The 25,148-nt window shown below is 57.5% G+C and carries 25 protein-coding genes; 20 read left to right on the forward strand and 5 right to left on the reverse strand.

All coding sequences use genetic code 11. From position 1 onward, the window contains the following. Positions 1–85 precede the first annotated feature (85 nt). From dnaX to HCU74_RS07145, 12 genes are all read left to right on the forward strand, one after another. Positions 86–2,236, forward strand: a complete 2,151-nt coding sequence (gene dnaX, locus HCU74_RS07090; protein WP_168449703.1) for a DNA polymerase III subunit gamma/tau — start codon at positions 86–88, stop codon at positions 2,234–2,236. Between the two features lie 2 nt (positions 2,237–2,238). Continuing rightward, entirely contained in the window at positions 2,239–2,562 is a 324-nt protein-coding gene (locus tag HCU74_RS07095) for a YbaB/EbfC family nucleoid-associated protein (RefSeq protein ID WP_168449704.1), read from the forward strand. Then, a complete protein-coding gene (gene recR, locus HCU74_RS07100; protein ID WP_168449705.1) occupies positions 2,562–3,164 on the forward strand; it encodes a recombination mediator RecR in 603 nt (200 codons plus the stop codon). The genes HCU74_RS07095 and recR overlap by 1 nt, the downstream gene beginning before the upstream one ends. 1 nt (position 3,165) lies before the next feature. Continuing rightward, positions 3,166–4,263 (forward strand): ribonuclease D, encoded by a 1,098-nt coding sequence (gene rnd / locus HCU74_RS07105; protein WP_168450053.1) that lies wholly within the window; start codon positions 3,166–3,168, stop codon positions 4,261–4,263. Continuing rightward, entirely contained in the window at positions 4,260–4,532 is a 273-nt protein-coding gene (locus HCU74_RS07110; RefSeq protein ID WP_345889662.1) for a YcgL domain-containing protein, read from the forward strand. The genes rnd and HCU74_RS07110 overlap by 4 nt, the downstream gene beginning before the upstream one ends. Further along, positions 4,529–4,981, forward strand: a complete 453-nt coding sequence (locus tag HCU74_RS07115) for a YcgN family cysteine cluster protein (protein ID WP_168449706.1) — start codon at positions 4,529–4,531, stop codon at positions 4,979–4,981. The genes HCU74_RS07110 and HCU74_RS07115 overlap by 4 nt, the downstream gene beginning before the upstream one ends. 8 nt (positions 4,982–4,989) lie before the next feature. Continuing rightward, positions 4,990–5,466, forward strand: a complete 477-nt coding sequence (locus HCU74_RS07120) for a hypothetical protein (RefSeq protein ID WP_168449707.1) — start codon at positions 4,990–4,992, stop codon at positions 5,464–5,466. Between the two features lie 195 nt (positions 5,467–5,661). After that, on the forward strand, positions 5,662–6,465 hold the full coding sequence (locus tag HCU74_RS07125) for an FHA domain-containing protein (protein ID WP_168449708.1): 804 nt from the start codon (positions 5,662–5,664) through the stop codon (positions 6,463–6,465). Between the two features lie 63 nt (positions 6,466–6,528). Then, positions 6,529–8,256: a caspase family protein gene (locus HCU74_RS07130; protein ID WP_168449709.1), complete on the forward strand. Its 1,728-nt coding sequence runs from the start codon at positions 6,529–6,531 to the stop codon at positions 8,254–8,256. Between the two features lie 68 nt (positions 8,257–8,324). After that, the gene (locus HCU74_RS07135) at positions 8,325–9,626 is read left to right on the forward strand and encodes an autotransporter outer membrane beta-barrel domain-containing protein (RefSeq protein ID WP_168449710.1); all 1,302 of its coding nucleotides are present in this window, start codon (positions 8,325–8,327) and stop codon (positions 9,624–9,626) included. Between the two features lie 117 nt (positions 9,627–9,743). Beyond that, entirely contained in the window at positions 9,744–10,478 is a 735-nt protein-coding gene (locus tag HCU74_RS07140) for an alpha/beta hydrolase (protein ID WP_168449711.1), read from the forward strand. An 11-nt stretch (positions 10,479–10,489) separates the two neighbouring features. Continuing rightward, positions 10,490–12,100, forward strand: coding sequence for a serine/threonine-protein kinase (locus tag HCU74_RS07145; RefSeq protein WP_168449712.1), 1,611 nt, complete (start codon positions 10,490–10,492; stop codon positions 12,098–12,100). Between the two features lie 32 nt (positions 12,101–12,132). On the opposite strand, the gene HCU74_RS07150 is transcribed toward HCU74_RS07145, so the two are convergent. Then, the gene (locus tag HCU74_RS07150) at positions 12,133–12,903 is read right to left on the reverse strand and encodes a PP2C family protein-serine/threonine phosphatase (protein WP_168449713.1); all 771 of its coding nucleotides are present in this window, start codon (positions 12,901–12,903) and stop codon (positions 12,133–12,135) included. 92 nt (positions 12,904–12,995) lie between these two features. Beyond that, on the reverse strand, positions 12,996–13,958 hold the full coding sequence (gene cysK / locus HCU74_RS07155) for a cysteine synthase A (RefSeq protein ID WP_168449714.1): 963 nt from the start codon (positions 13,956–13,958) through the stop codon (positions 12,996–12,998). 209 nt (positions 13,959–14,167) lie between these two features. On the opposite strand from cysK, the gene HCU74_RS07160 reads away from it, so the two are divergent. Together HCU74_RS07160 and HCU74_RS07165 are read left to right on the forward strand one after the other, a co-directional pair. Then, complete coding sequence (locus HCU74_RS07160; protein ID WP_168449715.1) at positions 14,168–15,013, forward strand: AAA family ATPase; 846 nt, start codon at positions 14,168–14,170, stop codon at positions 15,011–15,013. A gap of 3 nt (positions 15,014–15,016) precedes the next feature. Next, positions 15,017–16,192, forward strand: coding sequence for a vWA domain-containing protein (locus tag HCU74_RS07165; RefSeq protein WP_168449716.1), 1,176 nt, complete (start codon positions 15,017–15,019; stop codon positions 16,190–16,192). A 65-nt stretch (positions 16,193–16,257) separates the two neighbouring features. Here HCU74_RS07165 and HCU74_RS07170 read toward each other — a convergent pair whose 3' ends face one another. Continuing rightward, positions 16,258–17,034 carry a TrmH family RNA methyltransferase gene (locus tag HCU74_RS07170; RefSeq protein ID WP_168449717.1) on the reverse strand — a complete coding sequence of 259 codons (777 nt, stop codon included), beginning with the start codon at positions 17,032–17,034 and terminating at the stop codon, positions 16,258–16,260. Between the two features lie 396 nt (positions 17,035–17,430). On the opposite strand from HCU74_RS07170, the gene HCU74_RS07175 reads away from it, so the two are divergent. From HCU74_RS07175 to HCU74_RS07185, 3 genes are all read left to right on the forward strand, one after another. Next, complete coding sequence (locus tag HCU74_RS07175) at positions 17,431–18,738, forward strand: ammonium transporter (protein WP_168449718.1); 1,308 nt, start codon at positions 17,431–17,433, stop codon at positions 18,736–18,738. A 72-nt stretch (positions 18,739–18,810) separates the two neighbouring features. Next, the gene (locus tag HCU74_RS07180) at positions 18,811–19,059 is read left to right on the forward strand and encodes a glutaredoxin family protein (RefSeq protein ID WP_168449719.1); all 249 of its coding nucleotides are present in this window, start codon (positions 18,811–18,813) and stop codon (positions 19,057–19,059) included. Continuing rightward, a complete protein-coding gene (locus HCU74_RS07185) occupies positions 19,059–19,859 on the forward strand; it encodes an MOSC domain-containing protein (protein WP_168449720.1) in 801 nt (266 codons plus the stop codon). Before HCU74_RS07180 ends, HCU74_RS07185 begins: the two co-directional genes overlap by 1 nt. A 36-nt stretch (positions 19,860–19,895) precedes the next feature. On the opposite strand, the gene HCU74_RS07190 is transcribed toward HCU74_RS07185, so the two are convergent. Next, complete coding sequence (locus tag HCU74_RS07190) at positions 19,896–21,839, reverse strand: transglycosylase SLT domain-containing protein (RefSeq protein WP_168449721.1); 1,944 nt, start codon at positions 21,837–21,839, stop codon at positions 19,896–19,898. A 117-nt stretch (positions 21,840–21,956) separates the two neighbouring features. On the opposite strand from HCU74_RS07190, the gene HCU74_RS07195 reads away from it, so the two are divergent. After that, entirely contained in the window at positions 21,957–23,810 is a 1,854-nt protein-coding gene (locus tag HCU74_RS07195) for an ATP-binding cassette domain-containing protein (protein ID WP_345889663.1), read from the forward strand. A 15-nt stretch (positions 23,811–23,825) separates the two neighbouring features. Here the strand turns inward: HCU74_RS07195 and HCU74_RS07200 are convergent, their stop codons facing one another. Then, positions 23,826–24,257: a universal stress protein gene (locus HCU74_RS07200; protein ID WP_168449723.1), complete on the reverse strand. Its 432-nt coding sequence runs from the start codon at positions 24,255–24,257 to the stop codon at positions 23,826–23,828. Between the two features lie 145 nt (positions 24,258–24,402). Between HCU74_RS07200 and HCU74_RS07205 the strand changes: the two genes are divergently transcribed. Then, positions 24,403–24,885, forward strand: coding sequence for a hypothetical protein (locus tag HCU74_RS07205; protein ID WP_168449724.1), 483 nt, complete (start codon positions 24,403–24,405; stop codon positions 24,883–24,885). Beyond that, positions 24,872–25,111 (forward strand): DUF1653 domain-containing protein, encoded by a 240-nt coding sequence (locus HCU74_RS07210; protein ID WP_168449725.1) that lies wholly within the window; start codon positions 24,872–24,874, stop codon positions 25,109–25,111. The genes HCU74_RS07205 and HCU74_RS07210 overlap by 14 nt, the downstream gene beginning before the upstream one ends. Positions 25,112–25,148: the final 37 nt, after the last annotated feature.

Here is a 25,148-nt window from a genome sequence, read left to right on the forward strand (position 1 = left end):
CCCCGGCTATTTTTGCCCGTTGCACCATGTTTATGTCGCTGCGGCGCTAGTGTATCCTTGCAGCTTGAATTCAAGAGATGTTTCGATGAGCTATCAGGTTCTGGCGCGCAAGTGGCGGCCCAAGAGTTTTCGCGATATGGCTGGGCAAAGCCATGTGCTGAAAGCCCTTATTAATGCCCTCGATCACGACCGTTTGCATCACGCTTATCTGTTTACTGGCACCCGGGGTGTCGGTAAAACAACCATTGCCCGAATCCTGGTGCGCTGCCTGAACTGTGAACATGGGGTCAGCTCAGAGCCCTGTGGTCAGTGTTCCTCCTGTGTGGCAATCAATGAGGGGCGCTTTGTTGACCTTATTGAAGTCGATGCGGCCTCCCGAACCAAGGTTGAGGACACCCGCGAGCTGCTGGACAACGTGCAGTACAGCCCGACTCAGGGGCGTTACAAGGTTTACCTGATAGACGAAGTCCACATGTTGAGTACCAGCAGTTTCAATGCCCTGCTGAAGACTCTGGAAGAGCCGCCACCCCACGTCAAGTTTCTGCTGGCCACCACCGACCCGCAGAAGATTCCTGCCACCATCCTCTCCCGTTGTTTGCAGTTCAGTTTGAAAAATCTGAGCCCCGAGCGGGTGGTGGACTACCTGAAAGTCATTCTCGACAAGGAAATGGTGAGCTACGAGGAGCCGGCGCTGTGGCTACTCGGTCGCGCGGCAGATGGCAGTATGCGCGATGCCCTCAGCCTGACCGACCAGGCGATCGCCTTTGGTTCGGGCAAGCTCGGTGAGCACGATGTTCGGCAGATGCTGGGCACCATTGACCACGGCGCGGTATATCGTATTGTCGAGGCACTGATAGCCGCCGATGCCCCGGGCTTACTCAATGTGGTTGCCGAACTGGCTGAGCTGGGAGCCGATTTTGCCGGCGTCGCGAGTGAGCTGCTGGTGGTGTTGCACCGTCTGGCGATTGCCCAGACCCTGCCTGATGGCCTGGACAACAGTCTCGGCGACCGTCAGCGGCTACTTGAGCTGGCCGGGCAATTGTCTGCCGAAGAGGTGCAGTTCTATTACCAAATGACTTTGGTAGGACGGCGTGACCTGGGCTTGGCGCCGGACCTGCGCAGCGGCCTGGAAATGCTGCTGCTGAGATTGCTCGCTTTTAAACCCGAGGGAGTGGTGGCGCCGCCGGTTGTTGCCCTTCCCGGTGGTAGTCAGGCGGCGGGGGCTGCCCCTTCGGCAAAAAAGTCGCCGACTAGTGTCGCAGCTGCGGTCGATGCACCGGGCCCGTTGACAGGCGCTGGTCAAGAACCGGCGCCACCCTCGAAGCCAGAGCCGATAGCCCCTGCGGCTATTCAGGAGCCCTCAGCGGAGGCTATTCAAGAGCCCTCGGCGACAGCTGCTCAGCAGGAACCTGCAGCAGTGGCGGCGCACGCGAGCCCCCCGTCGCCATCGGCAAGCGATGTGCCGGCGGCAACCGGGCAACACACTGGCAGCGCCAAGGCGGATACTACAGCACCTTCTGTGCCGATGGCCGCTGTACAAGCCACGCCGCAGGAAAGCCCAGCGGCGGTGCCGCAATCAACTTCCCCGGCCGATGACCTCGACACGGATACCGATGATCACGGCGACGACTTGAGTGAGTACGAGCAGTATATGCAAAGCGCGGACGCCGCCTTTGCCGAGAAAATGCCGACCCTGGGGGAGCCGGATGAGCCTGCTGCGGTTGCCACAGAGAGGCTTGCCTCCGAGCATGCGACGGCTGCAACCACGCCAGATGGAGCCGCTGAACCCGCCGAGGCGATACCGTTGCCGCGCGAAAGCGGCGCAAAACTGGCCTTTGATGCCCTGACGGTCGATACCTGGCGCGAGCAGTTTGCCAATTTTGAATTGCCGGGAATGCTGGGCAGTATCGCCTCCCATTGCCAGATCGCTGGCGGGGACGGAGAGCGTTTGGAGTTCCAAATAGCCCAGGACAACGCCACTCTGCTGAATGATCGACATGTAGAGCGCCTGGCGGAGCATTTGAGCGATTACTTCGAGCGCAAACTCAAAGTCACCATTACCATTGCTGACGTCGCTGAGGAAACCCCGGCGGAATACCGTGAGCGGCAATTGCAGCTCAGGTTGGCGGAGGCGCGGGCGGCTATTGAATTAGACCCTGTTGTACAGCAGATTATTAATGATTTTGGCGCGGAAATTGAGCCTGAGTCGCTGCGCCTGACCTCGACGAGGATATGAAAATGAAAGCAGATCTAAACGATTTAATGAAAAAAGCCGGCGAAATGCAGGAAAAAATGCAAAAAGCCCAGGAAGAACAGGCCAAAAAAGAGGTCACCGGCGAAGCGGGTGCGGGCATGGTGAAAGTGACCATGAACGGCCGTCACGATGTTCGTCGAGTACAGATTGACGACAGCCTGATGTCGGAAGACAAAGAGATGCTGGAAGACTTGTTGGCCGCTGCAGTCAATGATGCGGTGCGCAAGGTTGAGGCCAATAACCAGGGCCAGATGGGCGATATTCTTGCCGGCATGGGTATGCCCGGCGGCTTCAAGATGCCGTTCTGATGGCGAATTTCAGCCCGCTGATCGACGAATTGATCGAGGCGCTTCGCTGTTTGCCGGGGGTCGGGCCGAAATCCGCCCAGCGGATGAGTTTTCAGTTGCTGGAGCGCAATCGCGGCGGCGCCGAGCGCTTGGCCAATGCCCTGCAGCGGGCGGTGGACCAGGTGGGACATTGCCGCAGCTGCCGCACCTTGACCGAGCATGAAGAGTGCCGAATTTGCAGTGACAGCCGCCGGGACAGCTCGACGATCTGCGTAGTTGAATCGCCGGCGGATGTGTTGGCCTTTGAGCAAGGGGGCGACTATCGCGGCTTGTATTTTGTGTTGATGGGGCATCTCTCGCCGATCGACGGCATCGGCCCTGAAGAGCTGGGGGTTGACCGCCTGCTGGAAAGGGTGAAAACACTCTCGGTCCAGGAACTGATTCTGGCGACGAACCCTACCGTTGAAGGTGAAGCGACGGCATTTTATCTGGCCGAGGAAATGCGCCGTTTGGGCGTGTCTGTCAGCCGCATCGCCCACGGTGTACCGCTGGGCGGTGAGTTGGAGTACGTCGACAGTGGAACCTTGGCTCACGCATTGAAGGGGCGCCAGCGCTTTGAGTGATATGTACGAGTATATCGACACCCAGAGCGGGCTGGATCAGGCCTGTGCAGTATGGGCGAGCGCAGAGTTTCTGGCGCTGGATACCGAGTTTATTCGCCGTGATACGTTTTTCCCGATAGCGGGCCTGGTACAGGTCGGCGCGCTGGGAAAATTGTATCTGGTAGACCCCCTCGCTATCACCGACTGGGGACGCTTTGCCCAGCTGCTGGAGAACCCGGAGCTGGTCAAGGTATTACACTCCTGTAGCGAAGACCTCGAGGTGTTCGACCGGCTTTGCGGCGCGGTGCCCAGCCCCTTGCTGGACACCCAGATTGGCGCGGCGATGGCGGGCTGGGGCGATGGCCTCAGCTACCAGAAACTGGTGCTACACAGCCTGGATATCCATGTCGAGAAGGGGGAAACCCGCTCGGATTGGCTGCAGCGTCCGCTCACTGACAGCCAATGCCACTACGCTGCGCTGGACGTTGAATATTTGCAGCAAATTTACCCCCGGCTTCGCGCGCAGCTTATACAGCAAGGGCGCTTGCACTGGTGGGAAGAAGACTGCGCCGGACTGATTCGGCAAGCCAAAAGCCCTGCGCCCTGGTCGGAGTACTACCGGCGCAACAAATCGCTGTGGAAACTTGACGGACGCCAGCGCCGTGCCCTGCAGCTCGTCTGCGAGTGGCGTGAGGGTGAGGCACGCGCTCGGGATATTCCCCGTGGCCGGGTGATAAAGGATCCCGCGTGCTTTGAGCTGGCGCGGCGGCTGCCGACCTCTTCGGGGCAGATGGCGGCGATCAAGGATATTCCGCCGTCGGCCATAAGGCGCTATGGTGACCACCTGCTGGCCCTGATTGAACAAGCCGTAGACAGTGCGGGGGATACCTGGCCCGAGGAGGGCGAACGCCCCCTCAGCAGTGGGCAAAATGCGTTGCTTAAACAGCTGCGGGAATATTGTGAAAAGCGGGCCGAAAGTCTGGCCATACCGGTGTCGGTACTGGCCCGCAAACGGGATTTTGAAGACCTGATACGGGGCGTAGCGCCGCAGGGGTTGTCGGGGTGGCGTGAGTCGGTGATCGCCCGGGATTTGCTGAAAGTTATTGAGGACATACGGTGACCAGAATTATCTGTACGGTGTATCGCAGTGCGAGTCACGAGGGCATGTACCTCTACGTCAGAAAATCCGAGGAATTGTCGCGGGTGCCAGAGGATCTGCGCAAGCGCTTTGGCAAGGCAGAGTTGGCGATGACTCTGCTGTTGGAAGAGGGTAAAAAACTTGCCCGTGCCGAGGTGCCCAAGGTGATGGCGGCGATTGAAGAAAAGGGTTTTTACCTGCAGTTGCCGCCGCCCCGGGAGGCACCGTTGCAGCCCCGCGAAGACAGATGATTAGCCCGCGCTACCGTCCTTTCTGGGAGGTAAAGTCCCTGGGCGAGATGAACGACGCCGAATGGGAGGCGCTCTGCGACGGCTGCGGCCGCTGCTGCCTGCACAAGCTGGAAGATGAAGACAGCGGTGAACTGTACTACACCGACATCGCCTGTCGGCAGCTGGATACCAGTGCCTGCCAATGCAAGGATTACCGTCATCGGCTAAGTCGAGTGCCGGATTGCCTCGATATTCGCCGCGCGCCGGCGGAAGTGTTCTCATGGTTGCCGCGCAGTTGCGCTTATCGCCAACTGCATGAGGGGCGGCCGCTGGAACCCTGGCACCCGCTGGTGTCCGGTGATGGGGAAACTGTGCATCGTGCGGGGATTTCGGTGCGTGGACGCTGTGCCAATGAACTGGATGCGGCGGAAACTGATTATCAGGAACGGATAATCCATTGGATAGAATAGGGTGTTGAATGATTGATTCTGGCGACTACATGCTGGCGTGGCAGGTTTATATGGGCTGCGGTGTTGCCGCAACGCTGTTTTGGGGGCTATTGCTGCGGGTTTACCGCTTCGGTGCCTTCCGTTTCTGGCTGTTTCTGTCAGTCGCCTGCCTGGTGTTGACTCCCTGGCACCATCCCGATGTGCAGGGCATTTGGGTGCCCGCGCTGCTTGGCGCGTTATTAACCATTATGACCGACGGTGTGGAGTCGGCGCTGCCGGCGCTTATCATCATTGGCGGCGGTCAACTGGCGGCATTGGCGATAGCCATCGCGGCGGCGATAATGGTGCCTTCGGCGGCGAAGGCTTCGGGGCAGGGCAGTGATGAGGGTTCGACGCCGTCACCTGAGGCGAAGTCCTCAGCTTCGGTCAACGCCTCGACCAAGGCGAAGAAGGCGCCAGCCAAGACCGAATCCCGTATCGAGCCGAAATTTACTCCTCCTGCCTAACCGGTTGTTACCAGGGGGTCGTTAGCGTTCACCCCGCATTGGGGCCAGAAGGGAGATTTCGCTCGGGAATCGTGGCAAAATTAAAAACCAGTTCTGTTCCCGCCAGCGGTCTTGGCTATAATCAATGAGATTGGCAGCAATCGAGCAGCCTGGACGCTGAATAGATTGGCGAAGGGGCGCATCAGGGAGACGCAGTTGCTCAAGTTAGTCGCGGTGGTCGGTGGAGACGAATTTTCGCTGAGCGGAACTGAGGTATCAGTGGGCCGGGAATCGGGTAATGATATTGTTATCCACCACGATCTGCTCTCGCGCAAACATGCCAGATTCACCATTAACGGTGGCGAGTGTGTGATCGAGGACCTCGGGTCTACCAACGGCACTTATGTCAACAACCGCCAGATTAGCCAGCCGGCTACCCTCAAAATCGGTGATGTGGTCAAATTCGGCAAGCAGGCCTTCTATCTCGCCGCCGACGACAACGAACAGCAAACCATTCTTGCATCGCGCTTGCCCCAGCTGTCCGCCTCGGATGGCGGCTGTGTGGTGATCGATGAACACGACGACCACACTTCATTTCAGCAGTCCTACCATCTTCCCCAGGGGTGGGGAAACGATGTGCCGAGTCACGAGCGCTACTCGAAAGAGTCTGTAGACAAGTTGCTGAAAGGCATTCTTGCCTCCAAGGGGCCGATTCCTGACCTCGCCATTATTGTCTATATCACCCAGCGCAAGCCTCAACTATTCGGTGTGTCGCGGACCAAGGGCGACGGCGTTTGGCCGATTGGTCGCGAACAGGGCTGTAAAATACGGATTGATGACCCCAGCATTTCCAAACACCACGCCAATCTGACCTATAAAAATGGTATGTGGGGGCTGGAGGATGCGGGCTCGACCAATGGAATCAGAGTCAACAATGAAATTCGCAGTGGAATGGCGATAAAGGACGGCGGGTTTGCCAAGTTGGGGCGCGCTGAAATATTGTTCCGAACATTAAAATAATCTATCAGGCGGTGCTTGCCAGAGGCAGGAAGCCGGGCGACGCCGTGCAGAGGAGGCATCAGCATGCGAGATAACTGTGGCTTGAACCGTAGACCGACCGCTATAGGGGGGGGCAAGACCCTGCTGGCGCTGATAAGTGCCGCGCTGCTGGGTGCCTGTGCCGGGCCTCAGCAAGACAGCGCGGGCCTGCCGCCGGACAGTGAAGACATGATTGCTGGTCTGTATATCGTCGATTGTCTGTTGCCGGGACAGATTCGAAAACTGGGGGCAATGACCTACCAGACTCCGCGGCGACCGGTAAAAACCACGGCGGCAGACTGCAATATCCGCGGTGGTGAATACGTGGCCTATGATCGGGCAAATTATAAAACTGCGCTAAAGGTGTGGTTGCCCAGCGCGGAGGCCGGCGATCCCAAGGCTCAGGTCAGCGTTGGTGAAATTTTCGAAAATGGCCTTGGCACCGAACCCAACTATGAAATGGCGGCGTTCTGGTATGCCAAGGCCGCTGAGCAGGGCGACAAAACAGCCCAGTTCAATCTGGGCACGCTCTACGAGCAGGGCAAGGGCGTTGAGCAAAACAAGCTCAAGGCGCTGAATCTCTACCGTGAGGCCTGGGGGCTGCCCGAGGACAGTCTGATGTATCAAGCCACCGCACAGAAGGAACAGGAGGCCCTGCGCGCCAGTCTCGAGTCGCAACTCAAGTCCAAGGACGCCCAGCTCAAGCTGCTGGAGTCCCAGCTGCAATCACTGCGTTCCAAATTGAAAGCCGCCAAGGCCCGTGGCGCCAGCCCCGAGCTAGCTACCGCGGCTGACGAACTCAATACCTTGTCGGAACTTGTTACCACACTTAAAAATGACCGGGTTGCGGTTGCCGAGCAGCTCAGCGCGATTCCGAAACTGCGCACACCTGTGGCCAAGTTGAGAACGCCGGAGGCCGGGGTGAAGCAGCGTACCCCTGGCGTGTTTGAAGCCGCTTCCAGCGACGGTGTTGAAGTGGTGCGCGGCGAGTCATTGAGTTTTGAGGGAACGAACTTTGGCCGCTACTATGCGCTGGTCATTGGTAACCGTAATTATTCGGCACTGGAAGATTTGGAAACACCCTTCAATGACGCCCGGGAAATTGGCGCGGTGCTGGAGAACAAGTACGGCTTCACCGTGCAGCTGCTGCTGGACGCTGACCGTCTGACGGTAATGCGCGCCCTGAACGAGCTACATGAGGTGCTCACCGAAGACGATAATTTGCTGATTTACTATGCAGGCCACGGCAGTCTGATCGATATCGGCGACCGCAATGCGGGCTACTGGCTGCCGGTTAATGCCGATGCGCCACCGAACGACTCCCGTTGGGTGCCCAATGAATTTATCACCAATCACCTTGGCCGTATGCAGGCGCGGCGCGTGCTGGTGATAGCCGATTCCTGTTATGGCGGTTTGCTGTCATCGTCCCCCGGTCACCTGTTCTTCGGCAATGCCGCCGGCGCAGAGGGAAGCAGCGAGTATATTCGCTATAAACTGCCGCGGCGCTCGCGCTTGCTGCTGTCTTCCGGTGGTGACAAGCCGGTTATCGACGGCGGCGGTGGCGGGCACTCGGTCTTTGCCCGTGAACTCATCACCATTTTGGAAAACAATAGCCAGGTTATGTCAGCACCGGCGCTGTACGCCAATATTCGTCAGCCGGTAATGGCCCGTGCCGAGGCGAATAACTTCGTTCAGGAACCGGTTTACAAAAGCATTAAAGGCGCAGGACACGAGGTGGGTGATTTCTTCTTTGTGCCCAAGTCCAGTCAGTAGAATTTAACCATTGACCGTCAACGGTCTATATAACAACGAATAGAGCATACGGATTTGAGAGGGGATAAATGGTGAAAATACCAAGTGTAATGGGAAATCGGCTCATTCTTGTCGCGGCAACAGCGCTGTTGCTGGGAACGGCAGGTACTGCAGCGGCGGAGACGAACTGCGATGGTTCCAGCAGCGGTGGCGGTGGTACAGACAACGGCGGCAACGACGGTGGGGGTACGCCGCCCACCGGTGCGACCGGTGACGATGGTTTCAGCAGTACTGCCTCGGATTCCGAGTTTTCGACGACCCGCGCCGAGGAGGGGGAGTTCTCGGAAGGTGGCGACGAGTGTAGCCCCAGTGCCAGTGAAACCACTACCAGCCAGACCAAGGATGTGGCGGTTGGCGTGCTCACCAAGATCAATAATCAGCGAGCCAGTGCGCGCCGGGGCAATACCTCGAAGGGCAGCAAGCGTCGGCGTAGCGATGCCGGAGCCCTGTCCTATGGAGGCGCGGCGTCCGGCGACGAAGCTGAGGGCAGTCTCAGTGGTTTAAGCCCGTGGTCGCTGTTCGCCTTTGACGATATGACCGAGCGCGACCGCGAGGCCACCGTGAAAGGCGGCGGTTTCGAGCAGAGTGGCAATACCTTTGCGCTGGGTTTTGACTACCGTGTCGACCCGGATACCTACGCGGGGATGTCGGTAACGGTAGTTGATAGCGAGACCGACTTCGATAACAACGGCGGCTCCAGCGAGTTGGGAGTGTGGCTGCTGGGTGTGCACGGTGCCAAGTATTGGGATGAAGTGTCCCTGTCCGGACTGGTCGCCTACGGCGATATGGACCTGGATATTGCAAGAAATCAGTCTGGTACCCGCTTTAACGGTGACACCGGCGGTGATTTTTTGATGCTCGATATGAGTGTGTCCTACGAGTATAGCCACGGCAACGGAATGCGTCTGTCACCGAGTGTGCGACTCTTCCACCTCGGTGGTGAAGTTGATGCCTACCGTGAGCAGGCGGTGGGCGCAGCGACGACCATTGATTATCGCGCCCAGGACCTGGAATCGACACTGGTCACCTTGTCGGTCACCGGTGATTACTCGCAATTGATGGAGTGGGGTGTGCTGACGCCGACGGTGCGTTTTGATCTGGTTAACGACCTCAGTGACGCCAGCACAACGACAAGTCAAAGCAGCTTGACCGCTGCGGCGATCTCCAGTCAGTCTGATGACCCTGACGAATTGACGGCCAATATCAGTGCCGGGCTTGCCGCACAGTTCCGCGGCGGCCTGTCTGCCTACGCGATGTACGAACAGCTGTTGGCCCACGACTATATGGAGCGGTATAGCGTGATTGTCGGGGTGCGCTACGAGCTGCCCTGACCGGTGTTGCGGCCCCATCGCCGGAGAAGCCCGTACTGTTTATTAGTCGGGCTTTTTTGTTGGTTGAGCGCCTGCCAAAGTCCCCCGGCGGCGCTGAACTTGGCCAGGGATGCCAGATTGGCCGTCGCAGATCGCCAGGGTGAGGGCTTTACCCATCGGGTGATCGCGCCGTCGGAGCTATTGAACGGTGCGCGGCTGCAACAGCTAACCGTATTTATCGAAGGGGATGGGCGGCCCTGGCGTCATGGGCACTATATTGCGCGCCAACCTGATGGTCGGCAGCCCCTGGCGCTGAAATTAATGGTAGCCACCCCGCAACCGGCGCTTTATCTGGGGCGCCCCTGTTATCTTGGTCTGGCGGCATCGCCGGGTTGCAGTGAAAAATACTGGACCTCCCATCGCTATTCGGCGGAAGTAGTGGCCAGCATGGTTGCAGCGCTCAGGCACCTGCTCGCTGAGCTTGGCCAGCCCAATCTGCGTTTGGTGGGCTACAGTGGTGGCGGAGCGCTCGCGACCTTGATGGCCGCAAGTTTGCCTCGGGGCACCACAGTGGTGACCCTCGCGGGGAATCTGGATACGGAGTTGTGGAGCGAGCACCACCGTTATCTGCCTTTGAGCGGATCGCAAAACCCGCTTGCCAGTGCGGATATGACCCGTGTTCACCACTACCACTACGTTGGTGCGCAGGACGATAATGTACCACCGGCGTTGGCAACGCGTTTCACCGCGGTCCACGGTGGTAGTTTGACTATAATTAACGATATCGATCACCGCTGTTGCTGGCTGGAACATTGGTCAGCGTCCATCAATCCGGAAACCTCGACTGAGCCCGGTAGTATTAAAGCCAAGTAGCCTGGAAGCCCATGAAAGACGACGATAAAACCATCAGCGACGATATTACCCGCATGGCCAATGACGATGAAAAAACCGCCGTCGATCCCGATGTCGTTGGCAGTGGCAGGCCTGATGATGGGGACGACGCCCAGCCGACGGTATTGGGCGGCGATGACATTACCCGGCTTGCGCCGGAGCCTTTCTCTACGGCAGACGAGAACACCGTCGCGGCAGATGAGGCGACAGAGGTTGGCGGCGCCGAGGATGGCACCGAGGTCGGTTTGGGCAGTATCGAGGGCACCGAAGTCGCCGACGACGCCACCGCCGTTGTGCCCGGGGCGGGAAGTGTGCCGCTCACTACCGGGTCTGGAGGCACTCGTACCCAGCCGCCTGTGCCGGATACTTCGGCAGAGCTGGCACCAGGCTCGGTGCTGAAGGAACGTTTTCGTATTGAGAAACAGCTGGGCGAAGGGGGAATGGGGGCGGTCTATCTCGCTACAGATCGACGCAAGGTTGAGACCCGACACCACGACCCAACCCTCGCGATCAAGGTGATCCGCGGTCAATTTGCCCGAGACTCACGGGCGTTTATTGCGCTGCAGCGTGAAGCAGATAAGTCCCAGCGGCTGGCCCACCCGAATATCATCACTGTGTACGATTTCGACCGGGACGGCGATACCTTTTTCATGACGATGGAGGCGTTGAAAGGAGGCACGCTGAGTGATGTGATTACCTCGTCAGCGGGGGCCTCCGAACAGACTCTGGAATGGATTTCCGATCTCGCCAAAGGTGTTGCCTACGCCCACCAGCGGGACATCGTGCACTCCGACCTGAAGCCGGATAACGTGTTTATAACCGATGACAAACGGCTGAAAATTCTCGATTTTGGTATCGCCAGAGCGCTATCTAATGTCGAGGGGCGTGCGGGTTCCCGGGATGAGGTCGTGGGCTTGACCCCAGCCTACGCCAGCTGCGAAATGTTTGAGCGCGCCGATCCTCATCCCGCTGACGACGTTTATGCCATTGGTGTGATCGCGTATCAGGCTCTCACCGGGGAGCACCCCTTCGGCCGTAAAAAGTCGATTGTCGCGAGGGAAGAGGGGATGAAACCGGCGCGCATCAAGTCGCTGTCGGGTTATCAATGGCAGGCCATCGCCAAGGCACTGGCGTTTAATCGCGAGGACCGCTGGCAAGACGCCGACGAATTTTTGCGTAAATTCACCGGTCAGGGCCGCCGAGTGCGTCAATTGGCGATGGCGCTGCTGGTGGCGGTGCTGAGCTTTTCCGCTTACCTGGCTCTTTACGAGGGACCAGTGGGGCCGGAAACGCCCTTTGAAGAGCTGCCCCTGGCCTTGCAGCAAGAGGTGTCCGGGGTGATTGCCGAGGCCCATCAGGCGAAGAAATTTGGCGACTTGAATGGCTCGCTGTTCTATCTGGACAGGGCCTATGGGCTACATCCGCGCAATCTGGAAGTGATGGATCTGCTCGACGATTTCCTCGATCAGGTTTTTGCGGCTATGGACTCGTCGCGAATGTCCCGGGCCCAGCGCCTCGCTCAGGTTGAGGAACTGTTGAAATACGAGTCGCTGTCGCAGAATCGTCGGTTAATCAAGGCTCGCAAGGAGCTGGGGGGCGGCTGACCACGGTGTGGGTGATCTCGGCGTGGCGGCCGTTAAAGGTAGCGGATCGATCCATCTGCCCCTGCCACCGACACGGGGGCGGGGTGTTGTCCTGACTCCGGGGCGTTGTCGCCGGCGCATACCAGCACTGCAGTGATATTGTCACTGCCACCTTTTTTAACAGCATAGGCAATCAGAAACTCGAGTTTCTTTTTGAGCGAGGCTTTGGCCGAGAGAATCTTGGCCATTTCAGCGCCGCTGAGAATGTCATTCAAGCCGTCGCTGCATAACAGTAAATATTCGCCGCGGCCGAGGTTGCCGGTGATGCGGGGCACCTCGTCGGCCGGCAGGCGTCCGTGTCCCAAAGCCCGAGTGATGACATTGCGTTTGGTATGGTTTACGGCTTCTTCGGGTGAAATCTCTCCCTTGGCGATAAGGCCTTCAACGTAGGAGTGATCGCGGGTGAGCTGTTGCAATTCGCCCGTCCACAGGTAGGCGCGGCTGTCGCCGATCCAGGAAATCTGGTAGTGGTAGTCGTCCAGACTCGCGGCCACAACAGTAGAGCCCATACCGCGTTTGTGAATGTCGCCGGTCGAGGCATTGCTGATATTGGTATTGGCGGCGCTGATCGCTTCGGCAAGGCTCTGACCGTCGTTGAGCAGCGAGGGCACACTGTCTGCGACGATTTGTGCGGCGACATCACCGGCTTCGGCGCCCCCCATGCCGTCGGCAACGAGAGCCAGTCCTTGCTGGGCATTGGCGACAAATCGGTCTTCGTTCTGTTTGCGCTTGCCTACATGGCTGCCGCCAACAATTTCAATCATAGTGCTCTCGTTCTTATCGCTGATTACGAATACTTAGTCTTTTCAATCAGTACGTTGCTGCGCTGGGTTAAGGTGATTGCCACAGCTTAATACTAACCTTCAATGCTGCCAAAAGCTCCCTCAAATAGCGCGGTGCTTAAATAACGCTCGGCGGAATCCGGCAATATCGCCACGACGGTCTTGCCGGCGTTCTCCGGGCGGGCGGCAACACGTTCGGCAACCGCCATCGCTGCGCCACTGGAGATTCCCGCCAGTATGCCTTCTTCCTTCATCAGCCGGTGGGCCCAGGCGATGGCGTCGGCGTCGGCAACGCTCTCGACGTCATCGACCACAGCGAGGTTGAGGTTTTCGGGAAGAAATCCGGCGCCGATGCCCTGAATCTTATGGGGTGAGTGTTTGAGTTCGGTGCCGTGCAGGGCATTGCGGATCACGGTTGAGCTTTCGGGCTCCACCGCGATGGCCTGAATTTGTTTGTTTTGCTGGTGCTTGATGTATTCCGCGACGCCGGAAATGGTGCCTCCGGTGCCCACTCCCGCCACCAAAATGTCGATCTCCCCGTTAGTGTCGCGCCAGATCTCCGGGCCGGTGGTTTCACGGTGTATTGCGGGGTTGGCGGGATTGCTGAATTGCTGTGGCATAAAATAACGGTCCGGGTCGCGGTTTACCAGCTCGGTGGCGGCAGCAATGGCGCCTTTCATGCCCTTGGCACCTTCACTTAGCACCAGCCGGGCACCCAGTGCAATCAGGACTTTGCGCCGCTCCATACTCATGGTATCGGGCATTGTCAGGGTAATGGGGTAACCCCGCGCGGCGGCGACAAAGGCCAGGGCGATACCGGTATTGCCGCTGGTGGGCTCGACAATTTCCATGCCGGCGCGCAGTTGACCGCTTTTCTCCGCTTGCCAGATCATATTGGCGCCGATGCGACACTTCACACTGTTGGCGGGGTTGCGAGACTCCTGTTTCAGCAGTATGCGGTGCTCGCTGATGCGGCGCACCGGAATGAGCGGGGTGTTGCCAATACTCAGACTAATGTCATCAAAGCAGTTTGTCATAGATGTCTCCGTTGTGCTTGCACGCGTGATCGCGGGAGCTTACAGCATTTAAGGCCCAATCTTTGATAATATAGCTGGCTTGGGCCGCGCTTGCCGTAATCTGCGTAGACAAGTAGGCTTGTTTCTTTGCAATAGCCATCAGTGTAATGTTCGCCCCTGCGAATTCCTATAGAGGGAATTGTTCCGGGGCTATTTATCAGGAACCATCAATGAAATTTACCGGCACCGATTCATATGTATCCACCGACGACCTGAGTATGGCGGTAAATGCCGCCGTTACTTTGCAGCGCCCACTGTTAATAAAAGGGGAACCCGGCACAGGTAAAACCCTGCTGGCTGAGCAAGTTGCGGCAGCAATGGGTAAAAAGCTGATCCAGTGGCATATCAAATCCACGACCAAGGCTCAGCAGGGCCTGTATGAGTACGATGCGGTATCGCGTCTGCGCGACTCCCAGTTGGGCAATGACAAGGTTCACGACATCGGCAACTACATCAAGCGCGGTAAACTGTGGGAGGCCTTTGCTGCCGACGAGCAGGTGGTGTTGCTGATCGATGAAATCGACAAGGCCGATATCGAGTTCCCCAACGACCTGCTGGTGGAATTGGATCGCATGGAGTTTTTTGTCTACGAGACAGGTGAGACCGTACGCGCCAAGCACCGCCCGATTATCATCATTACCAGTAACAACGAAAAGGAACTGCCCGACGCCTTTTTGCGCCGCTGTTTCTTCCACTTTATCAGTTTCCCTGATCGCGAGACGATGCAGAAAATCGTCGATGTTCACTATCCCTCGATTTCAAAAGATCTCGTACAGGAAGCCCTGGAAGTCTTTTTCGACGTGCGCCAGATTCCCGGCCTCAAGAAAAAGCCCTCGACCTCAGAGCTTATCGATTGGCTGAAGTTGCTGATGGCCGATGAAATTCCCGGCGAAATTTTGAAAAACCGCGATGCCAGTAAGGCGATACCACCGCTGTATGGCGCGCTGCTGAAAAATGAACAGGACGTGCACCTGTTGGAGCGCCTCGCGTTTATGCATCGCCGAGAGAGCCGCTAGTTTATGCTTGTTCAGTTTTTTATGGGCCTGCGTAATGCAGGCGTGCCCGCGACCATCCGCGAACTGCTTGATCTGCTTGCAGGATTGGAAGCGCGTATCGCCTGCATGGACGTTGACGAATTTTATCAACTTGCCCGGGTATGTCTGGTTAAAGACGAAAAGTATTACGATCGCTTTGACAAGGCATTTGGGCACTACTTCAATGACCTGTCCACGCTGGATGACGTTATTGAGGCACTGATTCCGGACGATTGGCTGCGCAGCGAGTTTCTCAAGCAGCTGACCGATGAGGAAAAGGCCAAAATCGAGTCTCTGGGTGGCCTGGACAAGTTAATCGAAAAATTCAAGGAGCGTCTGGAAGAACAGAAGGGGCGTCACGCGGGTGGCAATAAATGGATTGGCACCGGTGGTACTTCTCCTTTTGGCCACAGCGGCTATCACCCGGAAGGCATCCGTATCGGCGGCGAAAGCCGCAATAAAAAGGCGGTGAAGGTCTGGGAAAAGCGGGACTTCAAGGATCTTGACGACTCGGTAGAGCTGGGTACTCGTAACATCAAAGTCGCACTGCGCCGACTGCGCAAATTCGCCCGCACCGGTGCCGCCGACGAGCTGGATATCGACGACACTATATCCTCAACGGCCCGAAATGCCGGTTTGCTGGATTTAAAAATGGTGCCGGAGCGACACAATGCGGTAAAGGTGCTGTTGTTTTTTGATGTCGGCGGGTCGATGGACCCCCATATCAAGGTGTGCGAAGAACTGTTCTCTGCTGCTCGTACCGAGTTCAAGCATATGGAGTATTTTTACTTCCATAACTTTATTTACGAATCGGTCTGGGACGAGAATATTCGTCGCCACAACGAGCGAATTCAGCTGCTGGATATTCTGCACAAATACAGCGCCGACTATAAAGTGATTTTCGTCGGTGACGCGTCAATGTCACCCTATGAAATTGCCCAGCCCGGCGGCAGTGTGGAGCACTGGAACGAAGAGGCCGGCGCGGTGTGGATGCAGCGTGTGCTCAATACCTTTGACAAGGTGGTGTGGCTCAACCCGGTGCCGCCCTCTGACTGGAGCTGGACCCACTCCATTCGCATGGTGGAGGAGTTGATGGAGCACAAAATGTATCCCATGACACTCGGCGGTCTTGAGGAAGCGATGACCTTTCTCGCCAAGTAAGTGGCTTTTCTGCCGGCTGCTGTGCCTCGCTTTCGAGGCAGCCGATGCAAGACTCGAAGCCCGGCCTAGGCCCTGTTGGCGAAAGCGAGCAGGGCGGCGGTCACCGCTACATTCAGTGACTCCACGCCGTTGCTCATCGGTATTTTCATCTTCATATTGCACTGTTTTTCAACCGCAGCACTGACGCCTTCAGTTTCATTCCCCAATACATAAATTCTGCTTGCTTGCTGTAGGGCGCTGTATAACGAAACCTCCGCATGAGATGACAGGCAGCATACTTCTGCACCGGCCTGGCGCCAACGATCAAGTTCCGGCTCGAGGGTTTCGCAGTGAAACAGTGGACATTGAAAGGCGGTGCCAGCACTGGCTTTGATAACCAGCGGCGACAGGCTTGCAGTGCCCTTGCGGGGCAGGATTAAACCGTCGATACCACTGGCAGCGACAGAGCGGATAATCATGCCGAGATTCTGGGGATTGTTTACCCCATCCAAGGCGATATAACACTTCATACCTTCCTGCAGTGTCGCGTCGCTGATTTCACTGCTCGCGCGATAGCCAGGCAATTGCAGGTCGGCGGCAACGCCCTGATCCTGTTTGCCGTTGCGGGAAATTCGCGACAGCGCCTTGCGCTCATGCCAGGCGATCTCGACCCCGCGCTGCTCGGCCAGCTCAGAAATCTGGCGAATAATGCCATCACGCTTGTTGCTTTCTGCCAGGTGCAGTCTAAACACATTTACCTTGGGATCTTCCAGGGCTTCCAGCACTGGCTTGCGGCCATAAATAGTGAGCAGGTCGCGAAAAAACTGCTTCTTCTTTTGGTACTCCTGGCGATCACTGCTCATTGCTTGGTTATCTCGTGGGGTCTAGGGGCAATTATGGGGCGCAAGTATAGCGCCTGAGGAGGCGTGTGGGCGAATTGGCTGGGGTGTGCCGACGGATGCAGAGCACGCATACTGCGGCACATTGCATGAAAATGGTGCTTGCGCACCATAATGGGCATGATTATTGCTGTAGTTTGGTGCCTGCGGCGTTGTAGCCGCGCTAGAGTGGTGCCATATATTTCGGTCTATGCCGTTGAGTGCCGGGCAAGTTGTTGAATATCAGGAAAAAGTGAAAAATCCCATAATTTCCCTGCTCAACTTGCGCGCACTAATATAGTGCCTATTGTTTTAAAGTGGTGCACGTCCGTGTTATGCGGTCACATTTGGTGCGCTTTGGATCGTGTCAGAGGACAAGCTATGAAATTTACACCTACCAACAGGGGTTGGAGCGCCATCGCGATGGCGTCGGGGGCTCTTCTTTTATCTGAATCTGCACTCGCAGACAGCCTGGACGGCGCAAATAGTGGATGGATTCTGACCTCTACCGCACTGGTCTTGTTTATGACGTTGCCCGGGCTGGCACTGTTTTACGGTGGGCTGGTGCGCAGCAAGAACATTCTCAGTGTGCTGATGCAGTGTTTCAGTATTACCTGTGTCGCCTCGCTGCTGTGGTTTGCGGTGGGTTACAGCATGGCGTTCACCGAAGGTAATGCCTTTGTCGGCGACCTTAGTCGCGCCTTTCTTAATGGCATGACGGTGGACTCCTTGAGTGGTGATATTCCTGAAAGCGTCTTTGTGATGTTTCAGATGACCTTTGCCATTATTACTCCGGCGCTGATTATTGGTGGCTTTGCCGAGCGCATTCGCTTCTCGGCAGTGATGTTGTTTTCCGCCCTTTGGTTGATTCTGGTGTACGCGCCGATCACCCACTGGGTATGGGGCGGTGGCTGGCTGGCACAAATGGGATTGCTGGACTTTGCCGGCGGCACCGTGGTGCATATCACCGCCGGTGTCGCCGCGCTGGTGGCGGCGATGGTGCTGGGGCCACGTCAGGGCTTTGGGCAGATGGCCTTGCCGCCACACAATCTGACCATGACCTTTACCGGTGCAGGCATGCTGTGGGTGGGCTGGTTCGGCTTTAACGCCGGCAGTGCGCTGGCAGCGAATGGCAATGCCGGTATGGCCATGCTGGTTACCCACCTGTCGGCGGCAACCGGGTGTTTGACCTGGTCGCTGATTGAATGGAAGCGTTTTGGCAAGCCCAGCGCCCTCGGCGCGGTGACCGGTATGGTGGCTGGTCTGGGTACTATTACGCCGGCCTCCGGTTATGTCGGGCCAGCGGGAGCGGTGGTCATCGGTTTAATGGCGGGTATCGTTTGTTTTTACTGCACACTGGGTATCAAGCAGGTGCTTAAAATTGATGATTCGCTGGACGTTTTCCCGGTTCACGGTGTTGGTGGCATTCTGGGTACGCTCTGTGCGGGTATTTTTGCCAGCAGCGAACTGGGTATGTTCAGCGGCCTGGGCCTGGCCGACGGCGTCACCATCGGTGAGCAGGTTAAGGTGCAGCTGATTGGTATCGCCGCGACCTTCACCTATACCGCGGTGGTCAGTTATATTCTGTTCAAGGTTATCGATGTGATTGTCGGTCTGCGGGTGACTGCGGATGAAGAGGCAGAAGGTCTGGATTTAACGGGTCACAATGAGGTCGGTTACGACATATAATTCCCGTGTATTGTCCGATGATGCCCGGCAAATGCCGGGCATTTTTGTTTTTGCTGGCTGAATAGGGATGTTATGACTCAACTTGTTTTGTATGGCACGTCGGCCTGTCACCTGTGTGAGCTCGCTGAGCAGCTGCTGGTGGAGGTGCTCATTGAGTACCCGGAGCTGGTGGTGGAGCTGGTAGATATTGCCGATGATGATGCCCTGGTTGACCTGTATGGCACCCGGATCCCCGTGCTGGAGCGGAGCGACGGGCGGATTCTGTGCTGGCCCTTTTACGCTGTTGAGGTGGTTGATTTTGCCTATGGCGGGGATGTTTGATGAGCCTGGTGGTGACCGCAGTATACCGCTATCCGGTAAAGTCCCTCGCTGCAGCCCCCTGCGATGCACTGACCGTTGACGAATGGGGGCCGTCGGGGGATCGTCGCTGGCTGGTCGTCGATGATCATGGCCGTTTTGTCACCCAGCGCCAGCTGCCGAAAATGTGTCGAATTTATGCGCAGGTGCAGGGCAGGCAATTGCTGCTGCGCGACCTAGACGATGGGGCGAGCATCGTGATTGAACAGCCGGAAGCGAATGGCTCGTTAACGACGGCCACGGTGTGGCGCGATCAGGTAGAAAGCCGGGATGCCGGGGATGAGGTGGCGCAGTGGCTGTCTGATCGCCTGGGGCGGCGTTTGCGTCTGTTTCACTTGCCTGCGCAGGTGCATCGTCAGGTAGATTTGGACTACGCCCCGGCTGGGGTCAGGGTCAGCTATGCCGATGGCTTTCCCTTTCTGATCTGCCATGGCGCCAGCCTGCGTTTTTTGCAGCAGGAATTAGGCCGGCCGCTGGATATGCAGCGTTTTCGCCCGAATATTGTGATCGACGGAGCTGAGGCCTTCGCCGAGGGGGGCTGGCGCAGTCTGGCGATAAATGGCGTGGAGTTTGACCTGGTCAAGCCCTGTAGTCGCTGCGCAATTCCGACAATTGCGTTGGAGAGCGGAGAGAAAGAGGCCGATGTCTTTCCGCTGCTGCGCAAATTTTGCCAGACGGACAGCGGCGTGATATTCGGTCAGAATGCCATCCACCGGGGGAGCGGTGTTATTGGTGTTGGCGACGTCGTTGAGTTGCTGGCCTGATTTACCTTATGTGCTCAGACCAGCTTGGCCAAGGACTCAGTTAACCTGTCTGGGGCTAATCTGGCGTTCATGTCTGGCGAGTATGGGCTTGTCCAGATCCAGTTTAACGCCGTAAATCACGCTGAATGCCAGCACGTTTTTGATGTATTCCCGAGTTTCACCGTAGGGCAGGTTTTCTATCCAGATGTCCGCAGGCAAGTTGCGATCCTGCCGCAGTAATACCCGTTCTACTCTGGTCGGGCCCGCGTTATAGGCGGCGGTGGCAAGAATGCGGTTACCGTCAAAACGCTCCAGTAATTTTCCCAGATAGTAACCGCCCATGGCGATATTGGTGTCTGGCTCCAGCAAGTCGGCGGTCGACACCCGTCCGGTGCCCATCTGCCGGGCGAGGGTCGTGGCCGTGCCGGGCATAATCTGCATTACACCCCGTGCGCCGACCGGAGAGCGGGCGTCGGCGGCGAAGGCGCTTTCCTGGCGTGCTATAGCGTAAATCCATTTCAGGTCGATATTTTCACGCTTGGCAGTGCGCACAAATTGCTTTTGATAGGCGGTGGGGAAGCGCAGTACCAAGTCGTCCCACTCGTCGGCGCGAATGGCGGTCACTATCGCCTGATGCGGCCATTCCCAGTCGAGGGCCAACTGCGCGGCGGCGACCTGTTCGGCCTTGTTCAGGCTGCGCATTCCCACCGACCACTCCTGCTTGGCGGTGCTGTGGTCGCCGTGCCAATGCAGTTCGCGGGCGCGGATAATAGCGCTGTGTTGTTTGACCTCCTCAACCAGTTTGGGGTCGAGGGTGCGTTTGCTGGCCAGACGATATTCCTGATTGAGCATGTCCGCGGCCATAAAACTGTAGTAGCCCCGTTCGGTGGCCAGTTGCTGCAGAATTCCTCGGGCTTCGTCACTCACGGCCTGGCGTTTTTCAATATCGGCTCGGGCCCACCAGTAGCGCCAGTCTGACTTGCTGCGCATATTCTCCGGGAGCATCGCAATATATTGCTGGGCCGCGTCCCAGTCGCCATATTTGAGGGCCAGACGCACCCGCCATTCCGTCAGGTAGGGGTCCTCAAAGCTTGGATCATTGGCGTTGAGCCAGTCGCGGGCATAGTCAATGTCGCTGGCGATAATTTGCCGGGCGAGGGCGTCACGCAATTCGTAATTCTGCTTGCGGCTAAAGCTGTGGTGGCGATCGAGTTGATGCCACAGCGAATTTGTCGCTTCAAAATCGCCCCGTGCCAGTCGCTTGAGCGTTAACACCGCAACGCGTCTGCTGTCGTCATTTACCGGCAGTAACAGGCCGGTCTTGAACAGCCGCTCAGGAGACTCCAGTAATTCGATCAGTGGGCGGCTGTTTTCGACCTTGCCCAGTAAGTAAATTGCCAGCTTGTGTTGCTCGGCGTCGATGGCCAGCCGCGCTCGCTGCCAGTATTGCTGCTGTGCTTCGGCGGCAGACAGTGAGCCCAGCCAGCGTTTCAGGGCGGGGTCGCACTCGTCGGGTAGTGAACGTCCGGTGAGCCAGGTACTGGCGACCTTGGCCTGGGCCGCAGCGGTATCACCTGTGGCGTACAGGGCGTTGATCACGGTGCAGTCGAGTCCGGCGATGGGGTCGCGCTGGTAATAGCGCAGGAAGCGCTCCCAGTCACCCTTGCGGCGCAGGTGGTGTAGCCAGGCAACCTTTACCCGCTGGGCGACAATGGTATCCCGATACTGATTTACAAAGGCATCGATGGAGGTGTCGGACAACTGGTGAATTTGGGCTTTGAGTAATTCCAGTTCAACGTAGGGCAGCAAAGGGTAGTTCTGCAGTGCGGGCAGCAGGCGCTCGGCGGATTCTATTCTTCCGCGGCTTATTTCCCGCATCGCTTCACGATATACTTCGCGCTCGCGGGTTACGCCACCCGTGTTGGCGCAGGCGGAGAATGCGGAAAATATGCACGCCAGCCATAGCGCTACAGCGACGTATCGTCTTTGGCGTTTCATCATCCTTGTAGCCTCCTAATCGCCAAACCCACGCGGTTTGGCACAGCAAAATCAGAGTCGGAACACTATATGCCTTTACTACGTGCTACTCAATTACAACACAGTATTGGACAACAGACAGTGCTCGATAACACCGAGTTGCAGCTGGATGCCGGTGATCGGGTGTGCCTTTTGGGCAGAAATGGCTGTGGCAAGTCCACTTTACTGCGTATGGTCGATGGCAGTTTGGCACCCGACGCCGGCGATATCTGGCGTCAGCCCGGGGCGGTGATTGCCCGCATGGAGCAAAACCTCGACTTTGCCGACGGCAATGACACCGTGTTTGATGTGGTTGCCGGCGGATTGGCGGAATTGGGTGATGTGCTTCGGCGCTATCAGGCGCTCACTCACGGTGACATGAACGAGGCGGCGCTGGCCGAGCTTGAGGAATTGCAGCGGCGTATTGAAACTGCCGACGGCTGGAGTTTTCAGCAGCGTATTGAATCTACCCTGAGTCGCCTGCAACTGAACGCCGAGGCCCCCATTGGGTCTCTGTCCGGTGGCTGGCTGCGCCGGGTTTCACTGGCGCGGGCACTGGTCAGTGACCCCGATATTCTGCTGCTGGATGAGCCCACCAACCATCTCGATGTCGACGGCATCTTGTGGCTGGAACAGTGTGTGCGGGGGTTTTCCGGCTGTGTGTTGTTTGTAACCCACGATCGCTCCTTGATCGAGTCGCTGGCCAATCGAATTATCGAACTGGATCGGGGTAAATTAAAAAATTATGTCGGTAACTACACCCGCTATCAGGAGTTGCGCGAGCACGAGCTGGAGGTAGAAGCCGAGCAGAACGCGCTGTTTGATAAACGTCTGGCGCAGGAAGAGGTGTGGATTCGCCAGGGTATCAAGGCTCGGCGCACCCGCAATGAGGGTCGCGTTCGCGCCCTGCAACAGCTGCGCAGAGAGCGCTCCGAGCGCAAAGTGCAGCAAGGTGTGGCGACGCTGAACGTTAACGAGGGGGCGCAAACCGGCAAGATTGTCGCCGAGTTGAAAAACGTGTGTTACTCGGTGCCGGGGCGGGACCTGGTTAAAAACTTCAATTTGCTGTTCAGTCGTGGCGACAAGTTGGCATTGATTGGTCCCAATGGGGCGGGAAAAACTACGCTGCTGCGGTTGATCCTGGGTGAGCTGGAGGCCCAGAGCGGAGAGATCAAACGCGGTAGTAATTTACAGGTGGCCTATTTCGATCAGCTGCGGGATCAGCTCGATCCCAATCAGCGGGTAGTGGATATTGTCGGTCAGGGCCGGGAGTCGGTCACGATTAACGGCAAAGACAAGCACATCATGTCTTATCTGGGGGATTTTCTGTTCACACCCGAGCGGGCGAGGAGCCATTTGGGGGTATTGTCGGGGGGCGAAAGGGCTCGGGTGCAGCTGGCCTGCCTGTTTACCCAGCCGGCCAATGTGCTGGTGATGGATGAGCCGACCAACGACCTTGATATGGAAACCCTTGAGCTGCTGGAAAGCCTGCTGGTGGACTTCACCGGCAGCGTGCTGCTGGTCAGCCATGACCGGGCCTTTGTCGATAGTGTTGCCAGCAGTTGCCTGCTTTTTGAGGGCAACGGCCATATCAGTGAGCACGTGGGCGGGTATCGTGAAGTCGCCGCCTATCAGGCGCGGGTAGCGGCTCGGGAAAGTGCGACCAGCGGACAGGAGGCAGGTAAGCAATCGGCTGCGGCGAGTAAGCCAGCGGACAGCAAAAAGCGTAAAAAGCTGAGTTACAAGGATCAGCGCGAGCTTGAACTTCTACCTGAAAAAATAGAGGGGCTGGAAACGGCCATTGCGACACTTTCCGAGGAAAGCTCCAGCGCCGAGTTCTATAAGCAGGGTGGCGATGTGGTGGCCCAAACAATGGAGAAACTGGCCGCCCTGCAAAGCGAACTGGATGGCTGTATGGAGCGCTGGCTGGAATTGTCTGAAGAAGCCGGCGACTGATTGGTGCGCGGGCGGCTAACCGACGCGCACTGCGAGGACGTCGCAGCTCGCACCGTGCAGCACGCCATTGGCGGTAGAGCCGAGTAACAGGGCCAGTCCCTTACGGCCGTGGCTGCCCACGACAATCAAGTCAGCGTTGAGCTTCTCGCTGAGTTCGTGAACCTGGGTTTCCGGGCGTCCCGTCAGTAAGTGGCAGCGCTCCGGGCTGACACCGAAGCGCTGGGCATAGCTGCGCAGTCCCTCTTCAGCCTGTTGTTGCAGTTGTTCCTGAACCCCGGTGAAGTCCATGGGAATGTCGCCGCCGTAGGCCAGACTTAGTGGCTCCACTACGTGGAGCAAGTGGAGGGTGGCCTGGTGGTTGGCGGCAATATTATTGGCCCTTTCCAGGACGGTAATCGCTTCGTCGGACAGGTCGATGGCGACCAATACGCAGTTGTAGCCGGTCATAATGCTTTCCCTTGATATTCGCATTGCACTGTCTAAGTAAGGTATAAGACAGCCTCCGTGTCCAGTCGTGCCCGTTGTCGCCGGTGAGTGCGGCCAGTATCGTTGGACCTTGATCGTTCGCCACAGCCCCGAGGGTAGGCAGAGTATGTTCTGGTTAATAGTGATTGGTGTGTTGGCATTTATGTTGGCGCCCATACTGTGGATAATCCCCAGCCCGCGGCAGAAGCGGCAAATCGCCCTGCGGGACGTCGCGCGCAAGCAGGGAATTCTGGTGCAAATTGGCAGCCTTCCGCAAAGTCGCCGGCAACGGGTGCGAAAAGAGGGGCAGATACCGGGCCTTGCCTATTGTCTAATGCTCCCCAAGGGGGCGCGTCTGGCGCGCTGGCGACTGTGGTTTAACGGCGAGGGCGAGCATGATGACGTCGCTGGCCCCCCCGACAGTGTGCGGCAGAAAATAGCTGCCCTCGGTGATGCCTGGCCAGAAGATGTCATTTTAATCGAGGCATCTGAGCAGATGCTGAAAGTCTACTGGCGGGAAAAAAATGCCGACGTGGCCACCGTGGAAGCCCTCGTTTCCGCCATGACGAGTATTGTAGAAGAGATAGGGCCGAGCAATGAAGTTGAGTAAATCACTGGCAACCGGGCGTTATCGCCACTATAAAGGAGGGGAGTATCGCGTGTATGGGGTAGCCCGACACAGCGAGTCCGACGAGCTGCATGTGGTCTATCGGCCCCTCTACGGTGACGCTGAATTATGGCTGAGGCCACTGGCGATGTTTGTTGAGAACGTGACGGTAGACGGCGTTATCACCCCTAGATTCAGCTTGATCGAAGCGGAATCGGTAGATTTATAAAGCTACCCGACAACCGCTCCTGCGCGACAACGGCCTT

Origin of the sequence: Spongiibacter thalassae (genome assembly GCF_012272835.1) — a bacterium.
Taxonomy (GTDB): domain Bacteria; phylum Pseudomonadota; class Gammaproteobacteria; order Pseudomonadales; family Spongiibacteraceae; genus Spongiibacter; species Spongiibacter thalassae.